General features: G+C 70.3%; 19 protein-coding genes, 1 tRNA gene and 1 other RNA gene. 7 read left to right on the top strand and 14 right to left on the bottom strand.

Going from position 1 to position 19,562, the window contains the following annotated elements; translation table 11 throughout:
* The first annotated feature begins 51 nt into the window (after positions 1–51).
* Complete coding sequence (locus AB0K82_RS09700; RefSeq protein ID WP_364394809.1) at positions 52–684, top strand: TetR/AcrR family transcriptional regulator; 633 nt, start codon at positions 52–54, stop codon at positions 682–684.
* Between the two features lie 82 nt (positions 685–766).
* Here AB0K82_RS09700 and AB0K82_RS09695 read toward each other — a convergent pair whose 3' ends face one another.
* The 4 genes from AB0K82_RS09695 to AB0K82_RS09680 form a co-directional block, all read right to left on the bottom strand.
* Positions 767–1,873: an AAA family ATPase gene (locus AB0K82_RS09695; RefSeq protein WP_364394807.1), complete on the bottom strand. Its 1,107-nt coding sequence runs from the start codon at positions 1,871–1,873 to the stop codon at positions 767–769.
* Positions 1,870–2,505 carry a nicotinamide riboside transporter PnuC gene (pnuC, locus tag AB0K82_RS09690; RefSeq protein WP_364394805.1) on the bottom strand — a complete coding sequence of 212 codons (636 nt, stop codon included), beginning with the start codon at positions 2,503–2,505 and terminating at the stop codon, positions 1,870–1,872. Before pnuC ends, AB0K82_RS09695 begins: the two co-directional genes overlap by 4 nt.
* Before the next feature lie 155 nt (positions 2,506–2,660).
* Positions 2,661–3,479 (bottom strand): PIG-L family deacetylase, encoded by an 819-nt coding sequence (locus tag AB0K82_RS09685; protein WP_364394803.1) that lies wholly within the window; start codon positions 3,477–3,479, stop codon positions 2,661–2,663.
* Between the two features lie 33 nt (positions 3,480–3,512).
* The gene (locus AB0K82_RS09680; protein ID WP_364394801.1) at positions 3,513–3,737 is read right to left on the bottom strand and encodes a hypothetical protein; all 225 of its coding nucleotides are present in this window, start codon (positions 3,735–3,737) and stop codon (positions 3,513–3,515) included.
* A gap of 167 nt (positions 3,738–3,904) precedes the next feature.
* On the opposite strand from AB0K82_RS09680, the gene AB0K82_RS09675 reads away from it, so the two are divergent.
* On the top strand, positions 3,905–4,855 hold the full coding sequence (locus tag AB0K82_RS09675) for a serine hydrolase (RefSeq protein ID WP_364394799.1): 951 nt from the start codon (positions 3,905–3,907) through the stop codon (positions 4,853–4,855).
* A gap of 12 nt (positions 4,856–4,867) precedes the next feature.
* On the top strand, positions 4,868–6,631 hold the full coding sequence (locus AB0K82_RS09670) for a prolyl oligopeptidase family serine peptidase (protein WP_364394797.1): 1,764 nt from the start codon (positions 4,868–4,870) through the stop codon (positions 6,629–6,631).
* 257 nt (positions 6,632–6,888) lie between these two features.
* On the opposite strand, the gene AB0K82_RS09665 is transcribed toward AB0K82_RS09670, so the two are convergent.
* Positions 6,889–7,551 carry a TetR family transcriptional regulator gene (locus tag AB0K82_RS09665; RefSeq protein ID WP_364394795.1) on the bottom strand — a complete coding sequence of 221 codons (663 nt, stop codon included), beginning with the start codon at positions 7,549–7,551 and terminating at the stop codon, positions 6,889–6,891.
* 156 nt (positions 7,552–7,707) lie between these two features.
* Between AB0K82_RS09665 and AB0K82_RS09660 the strand changes: the two genes are divergently transcribed.
* Positions 7,708–8,430: a hypothetical protein gene (locus AB0K82_RS09660; protein WP_364394793.1), complete on the top strand. Its 723-nt coding sequence runs from the start codon at positions 7,708–7,710 to the stop codon at positions 8,428–8,430.
* 180 nt (positions 8,431–8,610) lie between these two features.
* On the opposite strand, the gene AB0K82_RS09655 is transcribed toward AB0K82_RS09660, so the two are convergent.
* From AB0K82_RS09655 to ffs, 7 genes are all read right to left on the bottom strand, one after another.
* The gene (locus AB0K82_RS09655) at positions 8,611–9,681 is read right to left on the bottom strand and encodes an aspartate-semialdehyde dehydrogenase (RefSeq protein WP_364394791.1); all 1,071 of its coding nucleotides are present in this window, start codon (positions 9,679–9,681) and stop codon (positions 8,611–8,613) included.
* On the bottom strand, positions 9,678–10,946 hold the full coding sequence (locus AB0K82_RS09650) for an aspartate kinase (RefSeq protein WP_364394789.1): 1,269 nt from the start codon (positions 10,944–10,946) through the stop codon (positions 9,678–9,680). Before AB0K82_RS09650 ends, AB0K82_RS09655 begins: the two co-directional genes overlap by 4 nt.
* Positions 10,947–11,264: 318 nt before the next feature.
* On the bottom strand, positions 11,265–11,813 hold the full coding sequence (locus AB0K82_RS09645; RefSeq protein WP_364394787.1) for a DUF5063 domain-containing protein: 549 nt from the start codon (positions 11,811–11,813) through the stop codon (positions 11,265–11,267).
* Positions 11,806–12,405, bottom strand: a complete 600-nt coding sequence (gene recR / locus AB0K82_RS09640; protein WP_364394785.1) for a recombination mediator RecR — start codon at positions 12,403–12,405, stop codon at positions 11,806–11,808. The genes AB0K82_RS09645 and recR overlap by 8 nt, the downstream gene beginning before the upstream one ends.
* 217 nt (positions 12,406–12,622) lie before the next feature.
* Positions 12,623–12,979, bottom strand: coding sequence for a YbaB/EbfC family nucleoid-associated protein (locus AB0K82_RS09635; RefSeq protein ID WP_345366074.1), 357 nt, complete (start codon positions 12,977–12,979; stop codon positions 12,623–12,625).
* Between the two features lie 215 nt (positions 12,980–13,194).
* Positions 13,195–15,318 carry a DNA polymerase III subunit gamma and tau gene (locus AB0K82_RS09630; protein WP_364394783.1) on the bottom strand — a complete coding sequence of 708 codons (2,124 nt, stop codon included), beginning with the start codon at positions 15,316–15,318 and terminating at the stop codon, positions 13,195–13,197.
* 22 nt (positions 15,319–15,340) lie between these two features.
* An RNA gene (ffs, locus tag AB0K82_RS09625) (signal recognition particle sRNA small type) lies at positions 15,341–15,437 on the bottom strand.
* 50 nt (positions 15,438–15,487) lie between these two features.
* Between ffs and AB0K82_RS09620 the strand changes: the two genes are divergently transcribed.
* A complete protein-coding gene (locus tag AB0K82_RS09620; RefSeq protein ID WP_364394781.1) occupies positions 15,488–15,829 on the top strand; it encodes a DUF952 domain-containing protein in 342 nt (113 codons plus the stop codon).
* 10 nt (positions 15,830–15,839) lie between these two features.
* A tRNA-Ser gene (locus AB0K82_RS09615) sits at positions 15,840–15,927 on the top strand.
* A gap of 148 nt (positions 15,928–16,075) precedes the next feature.
* Here AB0K82_RS09615 and AB0K82_RS09610 read toward each other — a convergent pair.
* Positions 16,076–16,768 carry an SDR family oxidoreductase gene (locus AB0K82_RS09610; RefSeq protein WP_364394779.1) on the bottom strand — a complete coding sequence of 231 codons (693 nt, stop codon included), beginning with the start codon at positions 16,766–16,768 and terminating at the stop codon, positions 16,076–16,078.
* A 169-nt stretch (positions 16,769–16,937) separates the two neighbouring features.
* On the opposite strand from AB0K82_RS09610, the gene AB0K82_RS09605 reads away from it, so the two are divergent.
* Entirely contained in the window at positions 16,938–17,867 is a 930-nt protein-coding gene (locus AB0K82_RS09605) for a helix-turn-helix transcriptional regulator (protein WP_364394777.1), read from the top strand.
* Between the two features lie 291 nt (positions 17,868–18,158).
* Here AB0K82_RS09605 and AB0K82_RS09600 read toward each other — a convergent pair whose 3' ends face one another.
* Entirely contained in the window at positions 18,159–19,370 is a 1,212-nt protein-coding gene (locus tag AB0K82_RS09600; protein ID WP_364394776.1) for an oxygenase MpaB family protein, read from the bottom strand.
* Positions 19,371–19,562: the final 192 nt, after the last annotated feature.

Genomic DNA, 19,562 nt, shown 5'->3' with positions numbered 1-19,562 from the left:
GCGTACAACATACGCTAACACTCGTACGCGTACCTTGTACGCTGTCTGGCCATGCCCCGTCCACGCTCGCTCACCGAGTCACAGATCGCCGCGGCCGCGCTCGCGGTCATCGACCGCGAGGGACTCGCCGCGCTGACGATGCGCGCCGTCGCCAAGGAGCTCGGCATGGGGACGATGTCGCTGTACCGCTACGTCGACGACCGCGAGCAGTTGGAGGGGCTGGTCGTCGAACGCGTGCTGGGCGCGGTCGACACCACGCCGCCGACCGGACCGTCGTGGCGGGACCGGCTCGCGACCATGGTGGAGCGCGTACGTCGCGCGGTCGCCGCGCACCCGGAGGTCGTTCCGCTGACGCTCACCCACCGGCAGAGCTCACCGAGCAATCTGCGCTGGGCGGAGACGGTGCTCGGCATCCTCACCGAGGCGGGGATCGACGGCGAACGGCGCGTCATCGCGCTGCGCGGCCTGATCGCGTACCTGATCGGGGCGATCCAGCTCGAGCATCTCGGCCCGCTGTCCGGCGCGGGCACCCGGGGGATCGCCGCGCTGCCGGCCGGGGAGTTCCCGCTGATGGCCGAGACGGGACGGCTGGCGGCGGAGGTGACGGCGGACCAGGAGTTCCGCGCGGGCCTCGCGGTCCTGCTGGACGGGCTGCAGCACGCGACCGGCGGGGACGAATCCTGATGCGGTCCGGGGCCGATCGGACGACGGGTTCCTGCGCGACACCCTCGCGCGGACGGGTGCTCCTGATGCGGATCCGGGCCGGTCAGAGCGGGTCGGAGAACGTCCAGCCCTTGGCCAGGAGCGCGTCGACGGCGGTGACGGCGGTGGCGAGGCGGTCCTCGTGGGTCCCGGTGACGACGACGTACGGCAGGCCGCGCCGGTCGAGCTCCTCCCGGAACCGTTCCGACATCCGTTCCCGGATCGACTCGCCGTCGCGCCAGCCGTCCTGCTCGAAGGGCACGCCGCCGGTGTCCGTCAGGATCCACAGGTCGTGGTGGGCGCGGGCGTGCAGGCGTTCGACGTCGGGGGCCGGCGCGCCGACGTAGCGCTCGTGCCAGAGGCAGGTGGCGAACGCGTCGGTGTCGCAGACCAGCAGCGGGGAACCGGAACGGGCGGCCGCGTCCTCCAGGGCGAGCTGCCGCTCGGCGATCACCGTGAACTCCTCCGATGACCAGTCGAGATCCCCGATCCACAGGCCCGGATCGGCCCGCCGGGCGACGGCCAGCTTCTCCTCGCAGTACAGGCGGCCGTACTCCGGAACCCATCGGGTCGCCGCCCAGACCCCGCCCCGGGCGGCGTAGTGCGCGGCCAGGGCGCGGCTGAGCGTGGTGGTGCCCGAGGACTCCGCGCCGAGGACGACGACGCGCCGGGTGAGGTACGCCCGGACGGCGGGCGAGAGCCACTCCCAGCAGGCGGCGGGGTCCCGCCGTACGGCGGTGCCGCTGACCGGGAACCGGTCGCGCGGCGGATCGACGGGGACGTGCGCGGCGGCGAACCGGCGCGCGAGCTCGGGACCGTACGCCTCGGAGCTGAACACCGCGTCGACCGGCGGTACGCCGAGCGCGCCGACGCCGTGCCCGGACGCCGTGGCCAGGCCGGTTCGGAACGCCGTCACGTGCGCCGCCCAGATCTCGTCGGAGTCGTAGTCGACCTCGACGTCGTCGAGGACCGGGACGATCTCGACGTGCGGCTGGGGGTGCCGTTCCCGGAGCCACGCCGCGCGCAGGGCCACCGGGATGCTCTCCACGGTCGAGGCGGCCACGACGACGGTCACGCGCGCGCAGGCGTCCGCCGCCGTGTCGATCAGGTGATGGTGGCCGGCGTGCGGCGGATAGAACTTCCCGATGACCAGCCCGTGCTCATACCTCACGAGGCCACCGCCCGCCGGGTCCAGTCCTTCCGCCAGGCGAGCAGCCCGGCGACGCACAGCGCGAGGAAGACGACGTAGAGCACGCTGGTCAGGTAGAGCTGCTTGTAGGCGTACAGCGGGATGTAGATCAGGTCGGCGCTGATCCACAGCCACCAGGACTCCAGCAGCTTGCGGCTCTGGCCGTACGTCGCCGCCAGCGAGATCACGGTGGTCAGCGCGTCCCAGAAGGGGACGTTCGAGTCGGTCCAGGTGCTCAGCACCCAGGTCAGCAGGCCGATGGCCGCCAGGCCGGCCGCCGCGATCCCGGCCCACTCGGTGCGCGACGTCCGCTGGACGCGGCGTTCACCGCGCTCCTGCCCGCCGTACAACCACTCCCACCAGCCCCACGCCTGGAGGACGACGTAGACCGCCTGCAGGCCCGCGTCGGCGTACAGGCCGCCGTCCACGAAGATCAGGCCGAGCAGGACGACGTTCGCGATGCCGATCGGCCAGTTGGCGATGTGCTGGCGGACGACGAGCCAGACGTTGATCGCGCCGGTGGCGAACCCGAGGACCTCGGCCCAGCTCGTCGGTGTGCCGCCGAGCGTGACGGCGGGCGCGAGAAGCGGACCCAACAGGCTGTGCAGCGACAATCCGGCATACTCCTCGCGATCAGGCGGTATGTCGGCAGAACCCTACATGTGGGGCACGCGCGCCCGGCGGATCGGCGTATGCGGTTCCGAGGACGCGCGAGCCGACCTCCGCCCGCGCGGAGGGCCGGGCCGCGTCGGCCCTCCGCGCCGCCCGGTCAGCGCAGGCCGGCGAACAGGTCGTCCTCCTCCCCGTCGGGGACGGGAACGGCGCTGAAGCGCCGCACGAAGACCTCACGGCCGAGCGCCTGGAGCTGCGCCTCCTCGGGCATGCGCAGCAGGAAGATGTTCTCGCCCTGGCTGGCGTGGGCCTCCAGGGCCTTGCGCTTGCGCTCGAAGTAGGCGGAGACGTCCACGGCGGTGGTGATCTCCTCGTCCGGCGTCCCGAAGTCCTCCGGGAGGTCGAAGTCCCCCACATCGACGCCGGTGCTGCGCAGGTAGTCCATCATCTGGGCGATTCCGGCCCGGGGGATGGCCGTGTAGTAGAGCTTGCGGGGGATTCCCGTCGCCTCAGCGGCGGCGATCGCGATCCGGTGCGCCTGGATGTGGTCGGGGTGCCCGTACCCGCCCTTCTCGTCGTAGGTGACCACGACCTGGGGGCGGTACCGCTCCATCAGCTCGGCGAGCCGGGCGGCCGACCGGTCGAGGGGGACGTTGCTGAACACCTCGGCGTCGGCGTTGGCGTCCCAGCCGGCCATCCCCGAGTCCGGGTACCCGAGCAGTTCGACGTGGTCGATGGCCAGGTGGGCGGCGGACTCCTGGAGCTCGTCGAGCCGCCGGCGGCTCACCTCGGCCGGGTCGTGCCCCGGTTCGCCGGGCTTGACCCCACCGGGGCCGTCGCCCTGTTCCCCGTTCGTACAGGTCACCAGGACCGTACGGACGCCCTCCTCGGCGTAGCGCGCGAGGACGCCGCCCGTGCCGATCACCTCGTCATCCGGGTGGGCGTGCACGGCCATCAGCGTGAATTCGGATTCCATGCCCCCCAGCATGCACGTGCGAGGGCCGTCCGGTCAGCGGGAGCGGCGGCGACGGCGTCGCCAGATCTTCGCGCACTCGGCGCAGGTGTTCGGGGGAGGCGCGGACGAGGACTCCCCGCGCACGGTCATGACCGCGCCGCAGTAGGCGACCACGGTGCTCCCGGCGGGCCGGGCGGGCGGTGGGTAGCCGTGTTCGACCTCCTCGTCACCGGTGCCGTCGGGCCTCAGTGCGAGCTCTGTCGAGGATCTCGGCGTCACCCCTCAACGGTACGACGCGCCGTCCCGAACGTCCCGATCAGGGGCGAACGGGCCGCCGCGAAGCGTGCGGGCTGACCGCATCCGGACCGAAGGTCACGCGTGTCCCGATTGCATCGCATTCCGCCCACCTGCGAGCATGATCCCTTTCCCCACCACCAGGAGTCCGCATGCGTTTCAGCGCGCGCCTGACCGCCGCCACCGTCGCGGGGGCCATGATCTCCTCAATTCCGTTGGGCGCCCCGAACGCCCTCGCGGCCACGCCGTCCCCGACGGCCGGTTCGAGGGTCGTGACCGCCTCCTCCGCGCCGTCCGGCGTCGTGGCCAAGGGCGCCTACATCTACGACGCCTCCAAGGGCAAGAAGCTCTGGGGCCGCGCCACCACCACGAAGCGCCCGATCGGCAGCATCACCAAGGTCATGACCGCCCTCGTCGTGCTCCGCGCCGGCGGCCTCGACCGCTCGGTCACCATCAAGAAGTCCTACGTCGACCACGTGAAGAACAACGACGCCACGACCGCCGGCCTGAAGACCGGCGACAAGGTGACCGTCCGGCAGCTGCTGAGCGGCATGATGCTGCCGTCCGGCTGCGACGCGGCGTACGCCCTCGCCGACGTGTACGGCCCCGGGCAGACGAAGTTCCTCGCCAAGATGAACAAGACGGCCAAGTCGCTCGGCATGACGAGCACGTACTTCCGGACCGCCGACGGGCTGCCGACCTCCTCCCACAAGGAGGGGTACTCCACGCCCAGCAACGTCATCAAGCTGACGAAGAAGGCCATGGCCAGCTCGACGTTCCGGTCGATCGTGGCCGAGAAGACGTACAAGCTGTCGAAGACCAGCCGCCACCACGCCTACAGCTGGAAGAACACCAACCTGCTGCTCGGCTCCTACAGCGGCACGATCGGCATCAAGACCGGCCACACGGACGGCGCCGGATACTGCCTGCTGTTCGCGGCCAAGCGCGGCGGCCGTACGATCTACGGCCTCGTCCTGAACAGCACGACCACCGACCCGAACCGCCGGTTCACCGACGCCGCCAAGATGCTCGACTGGGCGTACGGCACCAAGTCCACCCAGCTCCGCCTGCAGTCCGTGCCCGCGGGTCCGCAGACGGACTGAGACACTTGACGCATGGGTGACGACGAACGCTGGAAGGCCCGCTTCCGGGCCGCGCGGGTGAGCCTGCCGGGCTGGGCGGATGACGCGCCGCACCGCTCGGTGTACCGCTCGAACGCCACGGGCACGTGGGAGATCTACACCTGGGACCGTACGACCGGTGACCGCAGACAGGTCACCGACCGGCCGAACGGCACCTGGATGGCCGGCGTCGAGCCGACCGGTGAGTGGATCTGGTGGTTCTCCGACACCGACGGCGACGAGTTCGGGGTGTGGAAGCGCCAGCCGTTCGGCGGCGGCCCGGACGAGCCCGCCGTTCCCGGCCTGGAGCCCGCCTACCCCGCCGGGCTGTCGGTGGGGTCCAGCGGACTCGCCGTCATCGGCCGGTCCACGGACGGCGGCACGACGATCCACGTGTCCCGTCCGGGGGCCGACCCGTACGTCCTGTACTCCCACGCCGAGGACGCCTACGCCATCGGCCTGTCGAAGGACGAGTCGCTCGTCGCGATCAACCACAGCGAGCACGGCGACAGCCGGCACATGGCGCTGCGGGTCGTCCGGGCCGACGGCGAGACCGTCGCCGACCTGTGGGACGGTCCGGGCAAGGGTCTCGGCGGGCTGGCGTTCTCGCCCGTCCCCGGCGATCAGCGGCTGCTCGTCGAACACGAGCGCCGGGGCAAGCCCGAGCCGCTGATCTGGGACCCGGTGAGCGGGGACGTCCAGGAGATCACCCTGGACCTCCCCGGGGAGATCGGCGCGGACTGGTACCACGACGGGTCCGCGCTGCTGATCTCGCACTCCCACCACGCGCGCGACGAGCTCTACCGGTACGACCTGACGAGCGGCGAGCTGTCGAGGATCGACACGCCGCCCGGCGTGATCGGCGGCGCCACCGCGCGCCCGGACGGCACGGTCGAGTTCTCCTGGTCCTCCTCGGCGTCCCCGCCGGTGATCCGGTCCACCTCCGGCGAGGTCGTGCTCACCCCGCCCGGCCCGCCCGCGCCCGAGTCCGTCCCGGTCGAGGACGCCTGGGTGACGGGGCCGGGCGGTGACATCCACGCCCTGGTCTCCAAGCCCGACGGGCCGGGCCCGTACCCGACGGTCTTCGACGTCCACGGCGGGCCGACCGCCTACGACTCCGACTCCTTCTCCCCCGACACCGCGGCGTGGGTGGACCACGGGTTCGCCGTCGTCCGCGTCAACTACCGGGGCTCCACCGGCTACGGCAGCGCCTGGCGCGACGCCATCGAGGGCCGCCCCGGACTGACCGAGCTGGAGGACATCAAGGCCGTCCGCGACTGGGCGGTCTCCTCGGGGCTGGCCGATCCGGCGCGGCTCGTCCTCACCGGCGGGTCGTGGGGCGGGTTCATCACCCTGCTGGGCATCGGGACCCAGCCGGAGGACTGGACCGTCGCGATCGGCATCGTCCCGGTGGCCGACTACGTCGCCGCGTACGAGGACGAGATGGAGGCGCTGCAGGCGTTCGACCGGTCGCTGTTCGGCGGCTCGCCGACGGAGGTGCCCGAACGGTACGAGGCGTCCTCCCCGATCACGTACGTCGAGCGCGTCACCGCCCCGGTGCTGGTCATGGCCGGGGAGAACGACCCGCGCTGCCCGATCCGCCAGATCGACAACTACCTGGCCCGCCTGCGGGAGCTGGGCAAGGACCATGAGGTCTACCGGTACGACGCCGGGCACGGCTCCCTCGTCGTGGAGGAGCGCATCCGCCAGGTCGCCGCGACGATGGACTTCGCCCGCAAGCACCTCGACCTGACGTGACCCGCGGGGCCTGCCGGGACCCGCGACGGTCCCGGCAGGCTCGCCTCACCGCTACGCCCCCGCGCCCTGCCCCCGCCACCACGATTCCAGCAGGACCCACCGCGACGACCCCGGCAGGGCCGCCTCACCGCTACGCCCCCGCGCCCTGCCTCTGCCACCACGATCCCGGCAGGACCTACCGCGACGACCCCGGCGCCTTGGCCCGCCAGCGCGATCCCCGCGGACCGCCGCGGCGTGAGGGATTCGGTCGGCTCCCGTCACCGCCGCAGGTCGCGGTAGGTCGCCAGGGCGTCCCGTACGATCCCCCGCATGCCGGGCACCCGTGCGAGGCCGACGAGACGGTCGATCAGCGGGACCGTCCGCTCGATCAACCGGTAGGTCTTGGCCGCCCCCGGCGAGCTGTCGTACACCCAGTGCAGGATGACGCCCATGCTGTACAGCCAGAGCAGCTCGGGCAGGTCGGCGCGGATCTCCGTGTCGGTCTTGAGGGTCGAGCCCTCGACGACCTCGCGGTAGACGGCGATCGCGGCCTCCCGGATCGGCGCCGACTCCGTGCTGAACGGGCTCAGCGGACTCGTCGGCTCCGCCGCGTACTTGAAGAACTTCCCGGCGAACTCCTTGTACGGCTGCAGCGTGTCGATGCGGGCGCGCACCACCCCGAGCAGCCGCGCGCGGAACTCCCGCTCCCGCGCCAGCACGGCCCGGCACGCCTCGGTGTGATCGTCCTGCGAGTGCTCGTAGTAGAGCTGGATCAGCTCTTCCTTCGAGGAGAAGTAGTAGTAGGCGTTGCCGACCGACACACCGGCCTCCGCGGCGATCGCGCGCATCGTCGTCGCCTCGTAGCCACGCTCGCGGAACAGCCGCAGGGCGGTCTTCGCGATCAACTCTCTCGTCTGCTCGGACTTGGTCGGTGTGGCCACACGCGACACTGTACGACCCTCCGCGGACCATCCGGGTCCGTCATCCAGCGGCCAGAAGTTGGTGTGGATTCGGGAAAGCGGCGCGTCCCTTGCCGGAGTGTCGCGCTCGCGACGATCAATGCTGCGACTGGCGATGCGACAGTACGGGAGGGCTACATGTCGATACGCACTGCCGTCATCGCCGGCTGCGCAGCCGGATTCTGGACGTTAATGGCCGGTTCGGCCATGGCGCGCACCCACACGCCGACGTCGGAGCCCGGTCTGCTGCACCAGCGACTGGCCGGTGCGCTGTTCCGGGCGGTGGGGGTCCGCTGGATCTCCTCCGGACACTGCAGCCGGCGCGGCAACCCGCACTGCACCTCGTTCGAGGGGCTGCGGGCGGCGACGTTCGCCGGGCTGATGGCGCTGAAGGGGGCCAGCCACTGCCACCTGACCGTCTCCGGCGGCACCGAGGCGGGACACGCGGCGGGCCGCTACAGCCACGGCGGGGGCTACAAGCTCGACCTCCTGCCCAACCGGTGTCTCGACACCTTCATCCCGCACCATTTCGAGCACGTCCCGACGCGCGGCGACGGCGCGGCGCAGTACCGGGCGCCGGGACCGGTGACGTTCGCCCGCGAGCGGTCTCACTGGGACGTCACCTTCGGCGGCGTTCCGGACTCTCTGACCGGGTGGAAGGGCGCCAAGACGTCGCCCGACCACGAACCGGACAAGACCGGGCGGCCCGAGGACCGACCGGGGACCGAGCAGGCGGACAAGCCGGGCGTCGGCCACGGACCCGGACGTTCACCGGGCGCGCCGGGGACCACCAAGGCGGATCGCGACCGCCGGAACGTCGACGGCTTCTCCGACGGGGATGACGACGACGCGGACGATTAGGTTTCCCGTGAAACATGAGCGTCCCGGCGGTGCGCGGCACCGCCGGGACGTCTCACGTCGATCGGACGCTCACCGGCCAGACACTGGTCGGTGAGCACTCGCCGGTCAAGCACTCATCGATCAAACGCTCACCGATCAAACGCTCACCGATCAGGCGCTCGCCGGTCAGGTACTTCTCGGTCAGGCGCTGAACTCGGCGGCCACCAGTTCGGCGATCTCCGCGGCGTTCAGCGCGGCGCCCTTGCGCAGATTGTCGCCGCAGACGAACAGGTCGAGCGTGTTGGGGAAGTCGATCGCCTGGCGGATCCGGCCGACGTACGTCGGGTCCGTGCCGACCACGTCGGCGGGCGTCGGGAACACGCCGTTCTCCGGGTCGTCCATGACGACGACGGTCGGGGCGGCGTCCAGGATCGAACGCGCGCCCTCCACCGTGATCGGCCGCTCGAACGTCGCGTGCACGGCCAGCGAGTGCGTCGTGATCACCGGCACCCGTACGCACGTGGCGGAGACCTTCAGGTCGGGGATGCCCAGGATCTTGCGGGACTCGTTGCGGAGCTTGAGCTCCTCCGACGCCCAGCCGCCCTCCTTGAGCGAACCCGCCCACGGCACGACGTTGAGCGCCATCGGCGCGGGGAACGGCGACTCGGTTTCGCCGAGGCGGTTCTGGATCGCCTTGCGCACGTCACCGGCGGTCTGGCCGAGCGTACGGTCGCCGGCGACCGCCTCGATCTCCGCGTACAGCCGCTCCGAACCGGCCACGCCGGCCCCGGACACCGCCTGGTACGAGGCGACGACGAGGGAGTCCAGGCCGTACTCCGCGTGCAGCGCGCCCATCGCGGCCATCATCGACAGGGTCGTGCAGTTCGGCGTCGAGATGATGTTCCGCGGCCGGTTCCGTACGGCCTCGGGGTTCACCTCGGGGACGACGAGCGGCACGTCCGGCTCCATCCGGAACGCACCGGACTTGTCCACGCCGATCGCGCCGCGCTCGGCCGCGATCGGCACCCAGACCTTCGACACCTCGTCCGGCACGTCGAACATCGCGATGTCGACGCCGTCGAACACCTCGGCGGTCAACTCCTGGACGACGAGCTCCTCGCCGCGTACCGAGAGCCGCTTGCCGGCGGACCGGGCGGAGGCGACGAGACGGATCTCGCCGTACACGTCCTCCCGGGACGAGACGATCTCCCGCATGACGGTGCCGACCGCGCCGGTCGCCCCGACGAGGGCGAGGGTGGGCTTGCGACTCATCGGCCGGTACCTCCGTAGACGACGGCCTCGATCTGGTCGGCGTCCAGGTCGAACGCGCGGTGGGCGGCGGTGACGGCGGCGTCCACGTCGTCCTGGTCGACGACCACCGAGATCCGGATCTCCGAGGTCGAGATCATCTCGATGTTGACGCCCGCGTCGGCGATCGAGCCGAAGAACTTGGCGGTGACGCCCGGGTGGGAGCGCATGCCCGCGCCGATCAGCGAGACCTTGCCGATCTGGTCGTCGTAGCGGAGCGAGTCGAACCCGATGCGGTCCTTGACCTTGTTGAGGGCGTTCATCGCGGCCTGGCCGTCCGTACGGGGCAGCGTGAACGAGATGTCCGTGCGGTTGGTCGCCGCGGCCGAGATGTTCTGCACGATCATGTCGATGTTGATCTCGGCGTCGGCCAGCGTCGAGAAGATCGTCGCCGCCTCGCCGACCTTGTCGGGCACCCCGACAACGGTGATCTTGGCCTCGCTCCGGTCGTGGGCGACGCCGGAGATGATCGCTTGTTCCATCTGGTTTCCCTCGATGCTGGTCTTGACCCAGGTCCCGGTCTTGTTGCTGAACGACGACCGTACGTGGATCGGCATGCCGTACCGCCGGGCGTACTCCACGCAGCGCAGGTGCAGGATCTTCGCGCCGCAGGCCGCCATCTCCATCATCTCCTCGTAGGAGATGTCCGGGATGCGGCGCGCCGCGGGCACGATCCGCGGGTCGGCGGTGAAGATCCCGTCGACGTCGGTGTAGATCTCGCAGACGTCCGCGCCGAGGCCCGCGGCCAGCGCCACCGCCGTCGTGTCGGACCCGCCGCGACCGAGCGTGGTGATGTCCTTGGAATCCTGGGAGACGCCCTGGAACCCGGCGACGATCGCGATCGACCCCGCGTCGATCGCGTCGCGGATACGGCTGGGCGTCACGTCGATGATGCGCGCCTTGCCGTGCTTGCTGTCCGTGATGACGCCGGCCTGGGAGCCGGTGAAGGACCGCGCCTCGTGTCCGAGGTTGGCGATGGCCATGGCGAGCAGCGCCATGGAGATCCGCTCGCCGGAGGTGAGCAGCATGTCCAGCTCACGCGCGGGCGGCAGGGGGCTGACCTGGTTGGCGAGATCAACGAGCTCGTCCGTCGTGTCGCCCATTGCGGAGACCACGACGACGACGTCGTGTCCGTCCTGTTTCGTAGAGACGATGCGCTGGGCGACGCGCTTGATGCTCTCAGCGTCGGCGACGGAGGAGCCACCGTACTTCTGCACGACTAGGGCCACGCGTGTGCACTCCTCGGATCGGGATCAGGGCAGTCGAACGCCGAGTCTACCGAGGTCAACGCGATACCCAGCGCGGTTTATCCCGCTATGCGAGATTTCCCGAAAGTCGGGTGACGGTCCGGAAACCTTGCGCGAAACGACCCGCTCGCCACGAGATCCGGGACGGCCCGACCCGTGGCCCGGTCAGGGCCACGGGTCTCTTCGATCTTGGGGGGATCCGGTGACCGGCCGGGGACCGGCCCGCGACCGGCTGGTCGGGAGCCGGCCCGCGACCGGCTGGTCGGAGGTCAGCCCGCGACCGGCTTGGCTGATCGGGGGTCAGCCCGCGACCGGCTCCTCCATGACGTCCAGCCGCGCACTCGCCGAGACCGCGTAGAGCGCCCGCAGCGCGGCACCGGCGTGGTTGCCCCAGTGGTTGAAGTAGCTGTACTGCCACCACCACAGCGCCTCGAGCTTGCGGTCGGCGTCGTAATGACGGAGCCCGTGCACCAGGTCGCTGGCCACGTCCACCAGGTCGTCCGACAGGCGGTACACGGTGGTCTCGGCGTCCTTGTACGGGTCGAAGACCTCGGCGTACTCGTCGACGGTGGTCAGCCGTTCGGCCAGCCCCTGCCGGACCGTGTCCAGGTCCGGGTCCTCGCCGACGTCCGGCTCCCAGTTGTCCGGCAGGATCACGTCGGTGCTGGCGCCGAGTTGGGCCCCGGCCACCGCGATCTGCGACACCTCGAGCAGCAACAGCGGCACCGTGTGCCCTCCGGTCTCGCCCACCGCCACGGCGTTCAGTCCGGTCAGGTAGTTCTGGGCGTGCTTCGCCACACGGTCGGCGAGCGTCATCCAGCTGTGCTCAGAATTGCTGTTCTCAGACATCGAGCAGCCTCCGTCCTTCAAACGCGCGACCGAGCGTCACCTCGTCGGCGTATTCCAGGTCGCCTCCCACCGGCAGGCCGCTGGCCAGCCGGGTGACGGTGAGACCCATCGGTTTCACGAGCCGGGCAAGATAAGTGGCGGTCGCCTCGCCTTCGAGATTCGGGTCGGTCGCCAGGATCAGCTCGGTCACCTCGCCGTCCGCGAGGCGCTGCATGAGCTCCCGGATGCGCAGGTCGTCGGGGCCGACGCCCTCGATGGGGCTGATCGCGCCGCCGAGCACGTGGTAGCGCCCGCGGAACTCCCGCGTCTTCTCGATCGCGACGACGTCCTTGGGCTCCTCCACCACGCAGATCACGTGGGTGTCCCGGCGGGCGTCCCGGCAGATCCGGCACTGCTCGGCCTCGGCGACGTTCCCGCAGACGCCGCAGAACCGGACCTTGTCCTTGACCTCCCGCAGCGCCTCACTCAGCCGCGTGACGTCGGCGGGATCCGCGGCGAGCAGGTGGAAGGCGATCCGCTGTGCGCTCTTCGGCCCGACGCCGGGCAGCCGGCCCAACTCGTCGATGAGGTTCTGGACAACCCCTTCGTACACGGTCCCTCCCTTCTCGTCGTCGACGCGCTCACCGGGAGCGCCGTCATGAGTGGACGTTCTCGTGGAGGCCGTTCACAACGGGCGGACGCTCCCTCATGCGGCACACGGCCACCACGGGTGACGTCCCAGGCGTCCTTCGAGACCTCCCGATCGAAGCACGCCCGGCGGACATGGGCACACGGCGGGTCCGTGGGTCTGCTGGATCCGCCGCCTCAGGTCACATGCCGGGAAGGCCCAGGCCGCCCAGGCCGCCGCCCAGTCCCTCGGTCAATGGTCCCATCTTCTCCTGCGCGAGGTTCTGGGCCTCTTCCGTGGCGTTGTGGATGGCCGCGAGCACCAGGTCGGCGATGGTCTCCGCGGTGTCCGCCGGGTCCTCGGGGTCGATGGCGGCAGGATCTATGACGATCTTGACGACCTCGTTCTGCCCGTTGACGGTCGCGGTGACCAGCCCGCCGCCGGCGGTGCCCTGGACCTCCGTCTCGGCGAGTTCGCGCTGCAGGCTCATGAACTGCTCCTGCATGCGCTGCGCCTGCTGCAGCATCTGCTGGATATTCGGCTGGCCACCGGGTTCCACGGTGCTCTCCTCATTCGATCGTCCGTTGAGACGAGACTACGGGGTTCGCCCCCGATCCGGTATGCGGCTCCCGGCAACCGGTACGGCCGTCCCAAAACGCCCCCGACCGGGCGGCGAGCGCCGTGCGAAAGGCTCGGCGAACCCGCAGGTCGGCCGAGGAACATGCCCGGTTCATGGCGAGATGACCGTGACGTTACCGAGCCTTTTCCCGGACGTCAGGTGTTGTCGAACTCCTGGATCACTTTTCCGCCGAGCATCTGTTCGATCAGGGCCATTCCGGTGAGAGCGGCCTCGCTCCCCGCGTCCGCGTCGCCCTCCGGATCGACCTCGTCCTCCTCGTCCACCGGCTCGGGCGGCGGCGGGACCGGACTGGGCGGCGGAGTCGGCGCGGAAGGGGCCGGCGACGGCGTACGGGACTCGCGGGGCGGAGCCGCCGGAGCGCCCCACCCGCCCGGGTCCGGAGGCGGCGGCGCGGGCCGTGCCCCCTGCCCCGAGCCGCCGACGAGGACGGCGTCGATACGCCAGTCGACGCCGAGGATCTCCTTCAGCGCGTCGCGGAGGACGGCGTCCTTGCCGCCGGTCGTGAACCCGCGCCGCTTGCCGTCGTTGGCGAACGCCAGCGTGAGCACCTGGCCCTCGATCGACGCGACCTCCACGCCCTCCATGAGGACGATCCACGCGACCTTGCTCCGCTGCTTGACCGCCTCCAGGATGTCGACCCACATCCGCCGGATCGCGGCCACGTCCACCCCGCCCGCCGGCGCTGCCGCGCCGGAGCCTCCGCTCGGCGCCGCGGCCGCCGGTGCGGGCCTGGTCGGCGCCGCGGCGGACGGCGTCGGCCACTCGGCGGCGGACGACGGCCCGGCGGCCGGTGCCGACGGGCGCCCAGCCCCGGACGTCCGAGCGGGCACGGGCCAGTCCGCGCCGCCCGGTGACTCCTCCCGCTGCGCGGCGGGCCGCTGGGCGGCGGAAGGCTGATGCCCGGCCGAGTCCGACGGCTGCGGCCGGGGAGCCTCGGCCGGAGCCGTCGCCTGCGGAGCGGGCGGCTGCGGAGCGGGCGGCTGCGGACGGCTCTGCGCCGCAGCCGGTTGAGCGTGGCTCTGCGGGACGGACGGCTGCGGGTGGCTCTGCGGCACGGACGGCTGCGGTACGGCCTCGGCCGCGGCGACCTGGCCGCCGAGGGCGATGCGGCGCTCCAGCCGCTCCAGCCGGGTCAGCAGCGACGCCTCGTCGTCGTACGCGCCGGGCAGCAGGATCCGCGCGGAGATCAACTCGAGCAGCAGCCGCGGCGACGTCGCCCCGCGCATCTCCGTGAGGCCGGTGTGCAGCAGGTCGGCGGCGCGCGTCAGCTCCGCCCGGCCGAGCCGGGACGCCTGCGCCTGCATCCGCTCCAGCTCGTCCGGCGGCACGTTGAGCAGGCCCGTCGCGCCGGAGTCGGGGACGTTCGACAGGATGACGAGATCACGGAAGCGCTCCAGCAGGTCGGCCGCGAACCGCCGCGGGTCCTGGCCGCCCTCCATCACCCGGTCGATCGCGGCGAAGACCGCCGCCCCGTCCCGGGCCGCCACCGCGTCCACGACCTGGTCCAGCAGCGACGAGTCGGTGTACCCGAGCAGGGACACCGCGCGGGCGTACGTGATGCCCTCCTCGCCCGCGCCCGCCAGCAGCTGGTCGAGGATCGACTCCGAGTCACGGGCGGACCCCGCCCCGGCGCGTACGACCAGCGGAATCGCGGCCGGCTCGTACGGCACGCCCTCCTTCTGCAGGATGTCCTCGAGCAGCTCACGGAGGGTGCCCGGCGGGATCAGCCGGAACGGATAGTGGTGGGTACGCGACCGGATCGTCCCGATGACCTTCTCGGGCTCGGTGGTCGCGAAAATGAACTTCAGGTGCGGCGGCGGCTCCTCGACGAGCTTCAGCAGCGCGTTGAACCCCTCACGGGTCACCATGTGCGCCTCGTCGATGATGTAGATCTTGTAGCGCGCCGCCACGGGCGCGAAGAAGGCGCGCTCCCGCAGATCACGCGCGTCGTCCACGCCACCGTGGGAGGCGGCGTCGATCTCGATCACGTCGATGTGGCCCGCACCGGACGGCCCGAGCGCGACACAGGACTCACACTCGCCGCAGGGCTCGGGAGTCGGGCCTTTCTCGCAGTTCAGCGAGCGGGCGAGGATGCGCGCGCTCGAGGTCTTGCCACAGCCGCGCGGACCACTGAACAGGTACGCGTGATGGATGCGCCCGTTGCGCAGCGCCTGCTGCAGCGGCTCGGCGACGTGCTCCTGCCCCTTGAGCTCGGCGAACGTCGCTGGCCGGTACTTGCGGTACAGAGCCAGACTCATGGGGGTCCGTCCTCGTCGAAAAGCAGAGGACCCCCCGCACACCCGTCAGAGCCTGCTTATCCTTGCTGCCTTCCGGCCCTGGGGAGGTTCACAGGATGGACGCCGTGCGAGGGGTCTGATCCGAGTCTATGGCATCCGGCGCATGGATTCGGCCCGTACGCTCTGCTTCATGGCCGGCGATCTGACAGACCCGCGTACACCGATCCTCCACATCGCCGAACGGACCCAGTGGGAGGCGTCGCGGGACTCCGGCCGCCCGTACGAGGTGTCGACCCGCGGCCGCACGCTCGCCGAGGAGGGCTTCATCCACGCCTCCCGCGATGAGGACCAGGTACGCGGCGTCCGGCGCGCCTTCTACGCCGACCTCGACGATCTAGTCCTTCTCGTGATCGACCCGGCGGGTCTGGACGTCCGCCACGAGCCCGTCGGCGACGACGTCTTCCCCCATATCTACGGCCCGATTCCGCCCGAGGCGGTCATCGAGGTTCGCGCACTGCCGGAGAACCGGTAGGCTCTGCGGCGGAGGATTCGCCTAGTGGCCTAGGGCGCACGCTTGGAAAGCGTGTTGGGGGCAACCCCTCGCGAGTTCGAATCTCGCATCCTCCGCCAGCTTGATCAGGCAAGACGTCGGCCGGTACCCCCAGGGTGCCGGCCGACGTGCTTCCTGGCCTGAGGCGTAGCCTCAATCGCTCGCCGGAGGCAGCACTGACCTTAGCCCGGCATGCGGCACGCGGCGTGGTGTGACAACCGAGCGTGGTCAGACGGGCTGGCCCACGGGCCGGATGGTCAGGGTGTTGAGGTCGACGCCCGCCGGCTGGTCGAGGGCGAAGCAGATGGCCTCGGCGATGGGCTGGGGAGGCAGGGCGAAGGGGGGAACGCCGGCGCCTTGCCAGAAGGGTGTGTCGATCATGCCGGGGTTGACAAGGGTGACACCGATGCCGCGGGTCGTGGCGTGCAGGCGCAGGTTCTCAGCGAGTCCGGTGGTAGCCCACTTGGTGGCCGAGTAGAAATTGGCGGGAGAGTTCTTCAGCCCGGCGACGCTGCCGATGAGCACCAGCCGTCCGCCAGTGGCCTCAAGGTGGGGCAGGCTGGCATGGGCCAGCAGGGCGGGGCCGAGGACGTTGGTGAGGACCATGGGCGACCACAGTGTCGGGTCGCCGGCCCCAATGGAGTCACCGGACATGAATCCGGCGTTGGCCACCGCCGCGTCAAGGGCACCGAAATGCTCCACGGTGCGAGTCACGACCGACTCGGTGGCCTGCCAGTCGGCCGCGTCCGCGATCAGGCCCAGCAGCCGGTCGGGGTGGCCGGCCTCGTCGAGGAACGCCTTCAGTTTGTTCTCGTTGCGGCCGGTGACGGCCACGCGGTGGCCGCGGTCGAGGAGCAACCGCGCGGTGTGGGCGCCGATACCGCTGGTCGCCCCGGTGATCAGTACGGTCTTGCCGGCCATGGTCATGCTCCTGAGGTGTGGATGGGGGACGGCGGACGGCGGCCTGAAGGAGTGCGCTTCTAGTCCGCCGACCCCAGGTAACCGGCGCCGTCGGAGGCGGGCAAGGGCGCGTTTATGGGGGGTATAAACACAACCTCTCTATCGGCCGGACCATGGGTACTGTGAACGAATGGAACCTCCGTCCGAAAACCACACCGGTGATCCCACCGACAACCGCTCGGACATCCGCGACTTCCTCATCAGCCGACGCGCCAAGCTCACCCCGGAGCGGGTCGGACTGCCCACCAGCCGACGCCGACGGGTTCCGGGACTACGGCGCGAGGAGGTCGCGGCCCTCGCCGGCGTGAGCACCGAGTGGTACACGCGGCTGGAGAAGGGCCATATCAGCGGCGTCTCTGAGAGCGTGCTGGAAGCGGTCGCGCAGGCCTTGCTCCTCAATGAGGACGAGCGCACCTACCTGCTCGATCTGGCCAGAGCGGCTCGCCCCGCCCGCCGCAGGTCGCACCGCCGCAAGGACGTCAGGATCCCGTCTCCCGTCCAATGGATGGTGGACTCCATGACCATGGCCCCCGCCTTCGTACGCAACGGTCGTTTGGACATCGTCGCAAGCAACGCGCTGTGCAGGGCCCTGTACTCACCGATGTTCGACAGCGACACCACCGGCGGTCGGGGCTTCGCCAATTTCGCCCGTTACTTCTTCCTCGACCCCGGCTCCCCCGACTTCTTCGTCGACTGGGAGGAAGGCGCTAGGGCGACGGTCGCAGTGCTCCGCGCCGAAGCCGGACGTGAACCTCACGACCTGGTCCTGCGCGAGCTCGTCGGCGAACTGTCCACGCTCAGCCCCGACTTCCGCACCATGTGGGCCAGTCACGACGTCCGAATCCGTCACGAAGGCGTCAAGCGGCTGAACAATCCTGAAGTCGGCCGTCTGGAGATGACCTTCCGCTCCCTGAACCTGCCGCTGCCTCAACGGGCCGTCCACGACCTGATCATCTACACGGCCGAGCCGGGCACCCCCTCGGAGGACCGCCTCAAACTCCTCGCCAGTTGGACAGCACCGCAGACCTCGCCCACGGAACCAATCCGGCCGCCCCGCTGACCTCACGCGTTCATGAGGTGGCTGTCCAGGGGTTGATCAGAAGCTCGCCGTTGCCCGCAGCGGTTGCGTCGTCGATGCCGTGCTGAACTTGACGCCTGAGGACCTCATCACTGCCTGGACGTGACCAGAGCGGTTGAAGGGCGCTCGCGTGTGCGGTCGGGCGGCTCACGAGCCAGTCTCATCCGCCGACGTTCACCGTTGTTCAACAGAGATCGTCGCTTCGCTCCGGTGCAGGTCACAGACGGTGCCGACCTGCACCGGATGTGGCTCCGTGGTGCGGGTTCGGCGGATTCAGGCGCCGGGTCGGTTCGCGCTGGGGAGGGTGATGGGGGTCTGTGTCGCCGACGTGCCGTTGTTGAGGTACAGCATCGCGACGCCGCGTATGAATGAGTCGAACAGGGAGTAGCCGCTGGGGGCGGTGCTCGACGTGCCTTCGCGGAACGCGACGTAGAGCGGCCAACCGGTCTCGATCAGGGCGCGTGAGACGAGGTCGTGTGGCAGCTTGAGCCAGTCCGAGTAGGTGTCGCCGATGAGATAGCGGACCATCTCGCTGACGAAGCCGGTGTCCACGCCCAGGGTGGGCTGCTCGATGTAGCCGAGCAGCGTCCGGGCCAGGCTGATGCCCTCGGTCGTGGAGGCGAGGTTGGGCCACAGCATCTGCTGCGCCTGTGCCTGAGCGTCGGCCCAGCTCTGCGGGATGAACCGGTCCTGGACGCCGAGCAGGTGGAGGGCGACCTGCCAGGCGTGGAGGTCCGCCGCCTGCTCTGCGGCCGACAGCCTGACGCCCCACTTCTGCATGTTGTTGTGCGCGACCGTGGCCACCGAGTGGAAGGTGCGCAGGATGTCGCCGTTGCTGATCGGCTTCGGCTCGTCCGCGGTCGCCTCGAAGTGCGTCGAGGTCGGGAGCAGGTTGCGCACCATGGAGTGCACCAGTCGCGTCTTGTTGGCGCTGACGATGAAGTGACCGGTTGGGTGCCAGGCACTCCCGCTGTGCAGGTCGTACCCGAAGGTGAAGGTCTTGGCCGCGCGGGCCTTCATGTCGGCGCCGCCAGCGGACCAGTAGACCGCGCGGGCCTCCCGTGGGATCACGGTGCTCAGGATCCCGCTACCGAGGCTCTCGGACACGAACAGGTAGCTGCTCAGGCGCGTGTAGAGCTTCTCGGACGCGGCGAGCACGCTGGGGTCGGCCCACGAGGGGAGCTGGTTGACCTGCTGCAGGTAAGAGACCAGGTAGCTCGGCATTCCGGACGGAAGCGGATCGCTGTTGTTGACCCACGACTGCCAGGCGGTGTTGACCGCCGAGATCTTGCCGTCGGCGAGTAGCTGAGCCGCCACTTGGTCCGGCACGGGGTCCCACACCGAGAACGGGTCGGTGACCGTGTCGGCCTTGGCGATCGAGCCTGCGGACGACCACGACCACGGCTTGGGTGCCTCAAGCGCCGCGGTCGTGAGACCGAGGGCGGCGCCGAGCGTCAGGACGCGCCTTCTGCTGAGACTTTCCATTCACTTACCTACTTCCGCGTGGGGCCAGATACAGCGCATCTCGTCTGCACCTGGGGGGACGGGCGGAGTCGGAGAGGAGAGAATTTCCATTAACATAACCAGGTGAGTCGAGGACGGCAAGGACCTGTTTCACGCGAGTTCTCCTGCTGCCGCGATGGCCATGCCCCGGCCGGTCGGTGGAGACCTTCTGGC

Origin of the sequence: Actinoallomurus sp. NPDC052274, from assembly GCF_040679475.1 — a bacterium.
GTDB classification, from domain to species: Bacteria; Actinomycetota; Actinomycetes; order Streptosporangiales; family Streptosporangiaceae; genus Actinoallomurus; species Actinoallomurus liliacearum.
The sequence above is the reverse complement of the archived record's forward strand: the minus strand, read 5'-3'. Positions and strand labels throughout refer to the sequence as shown.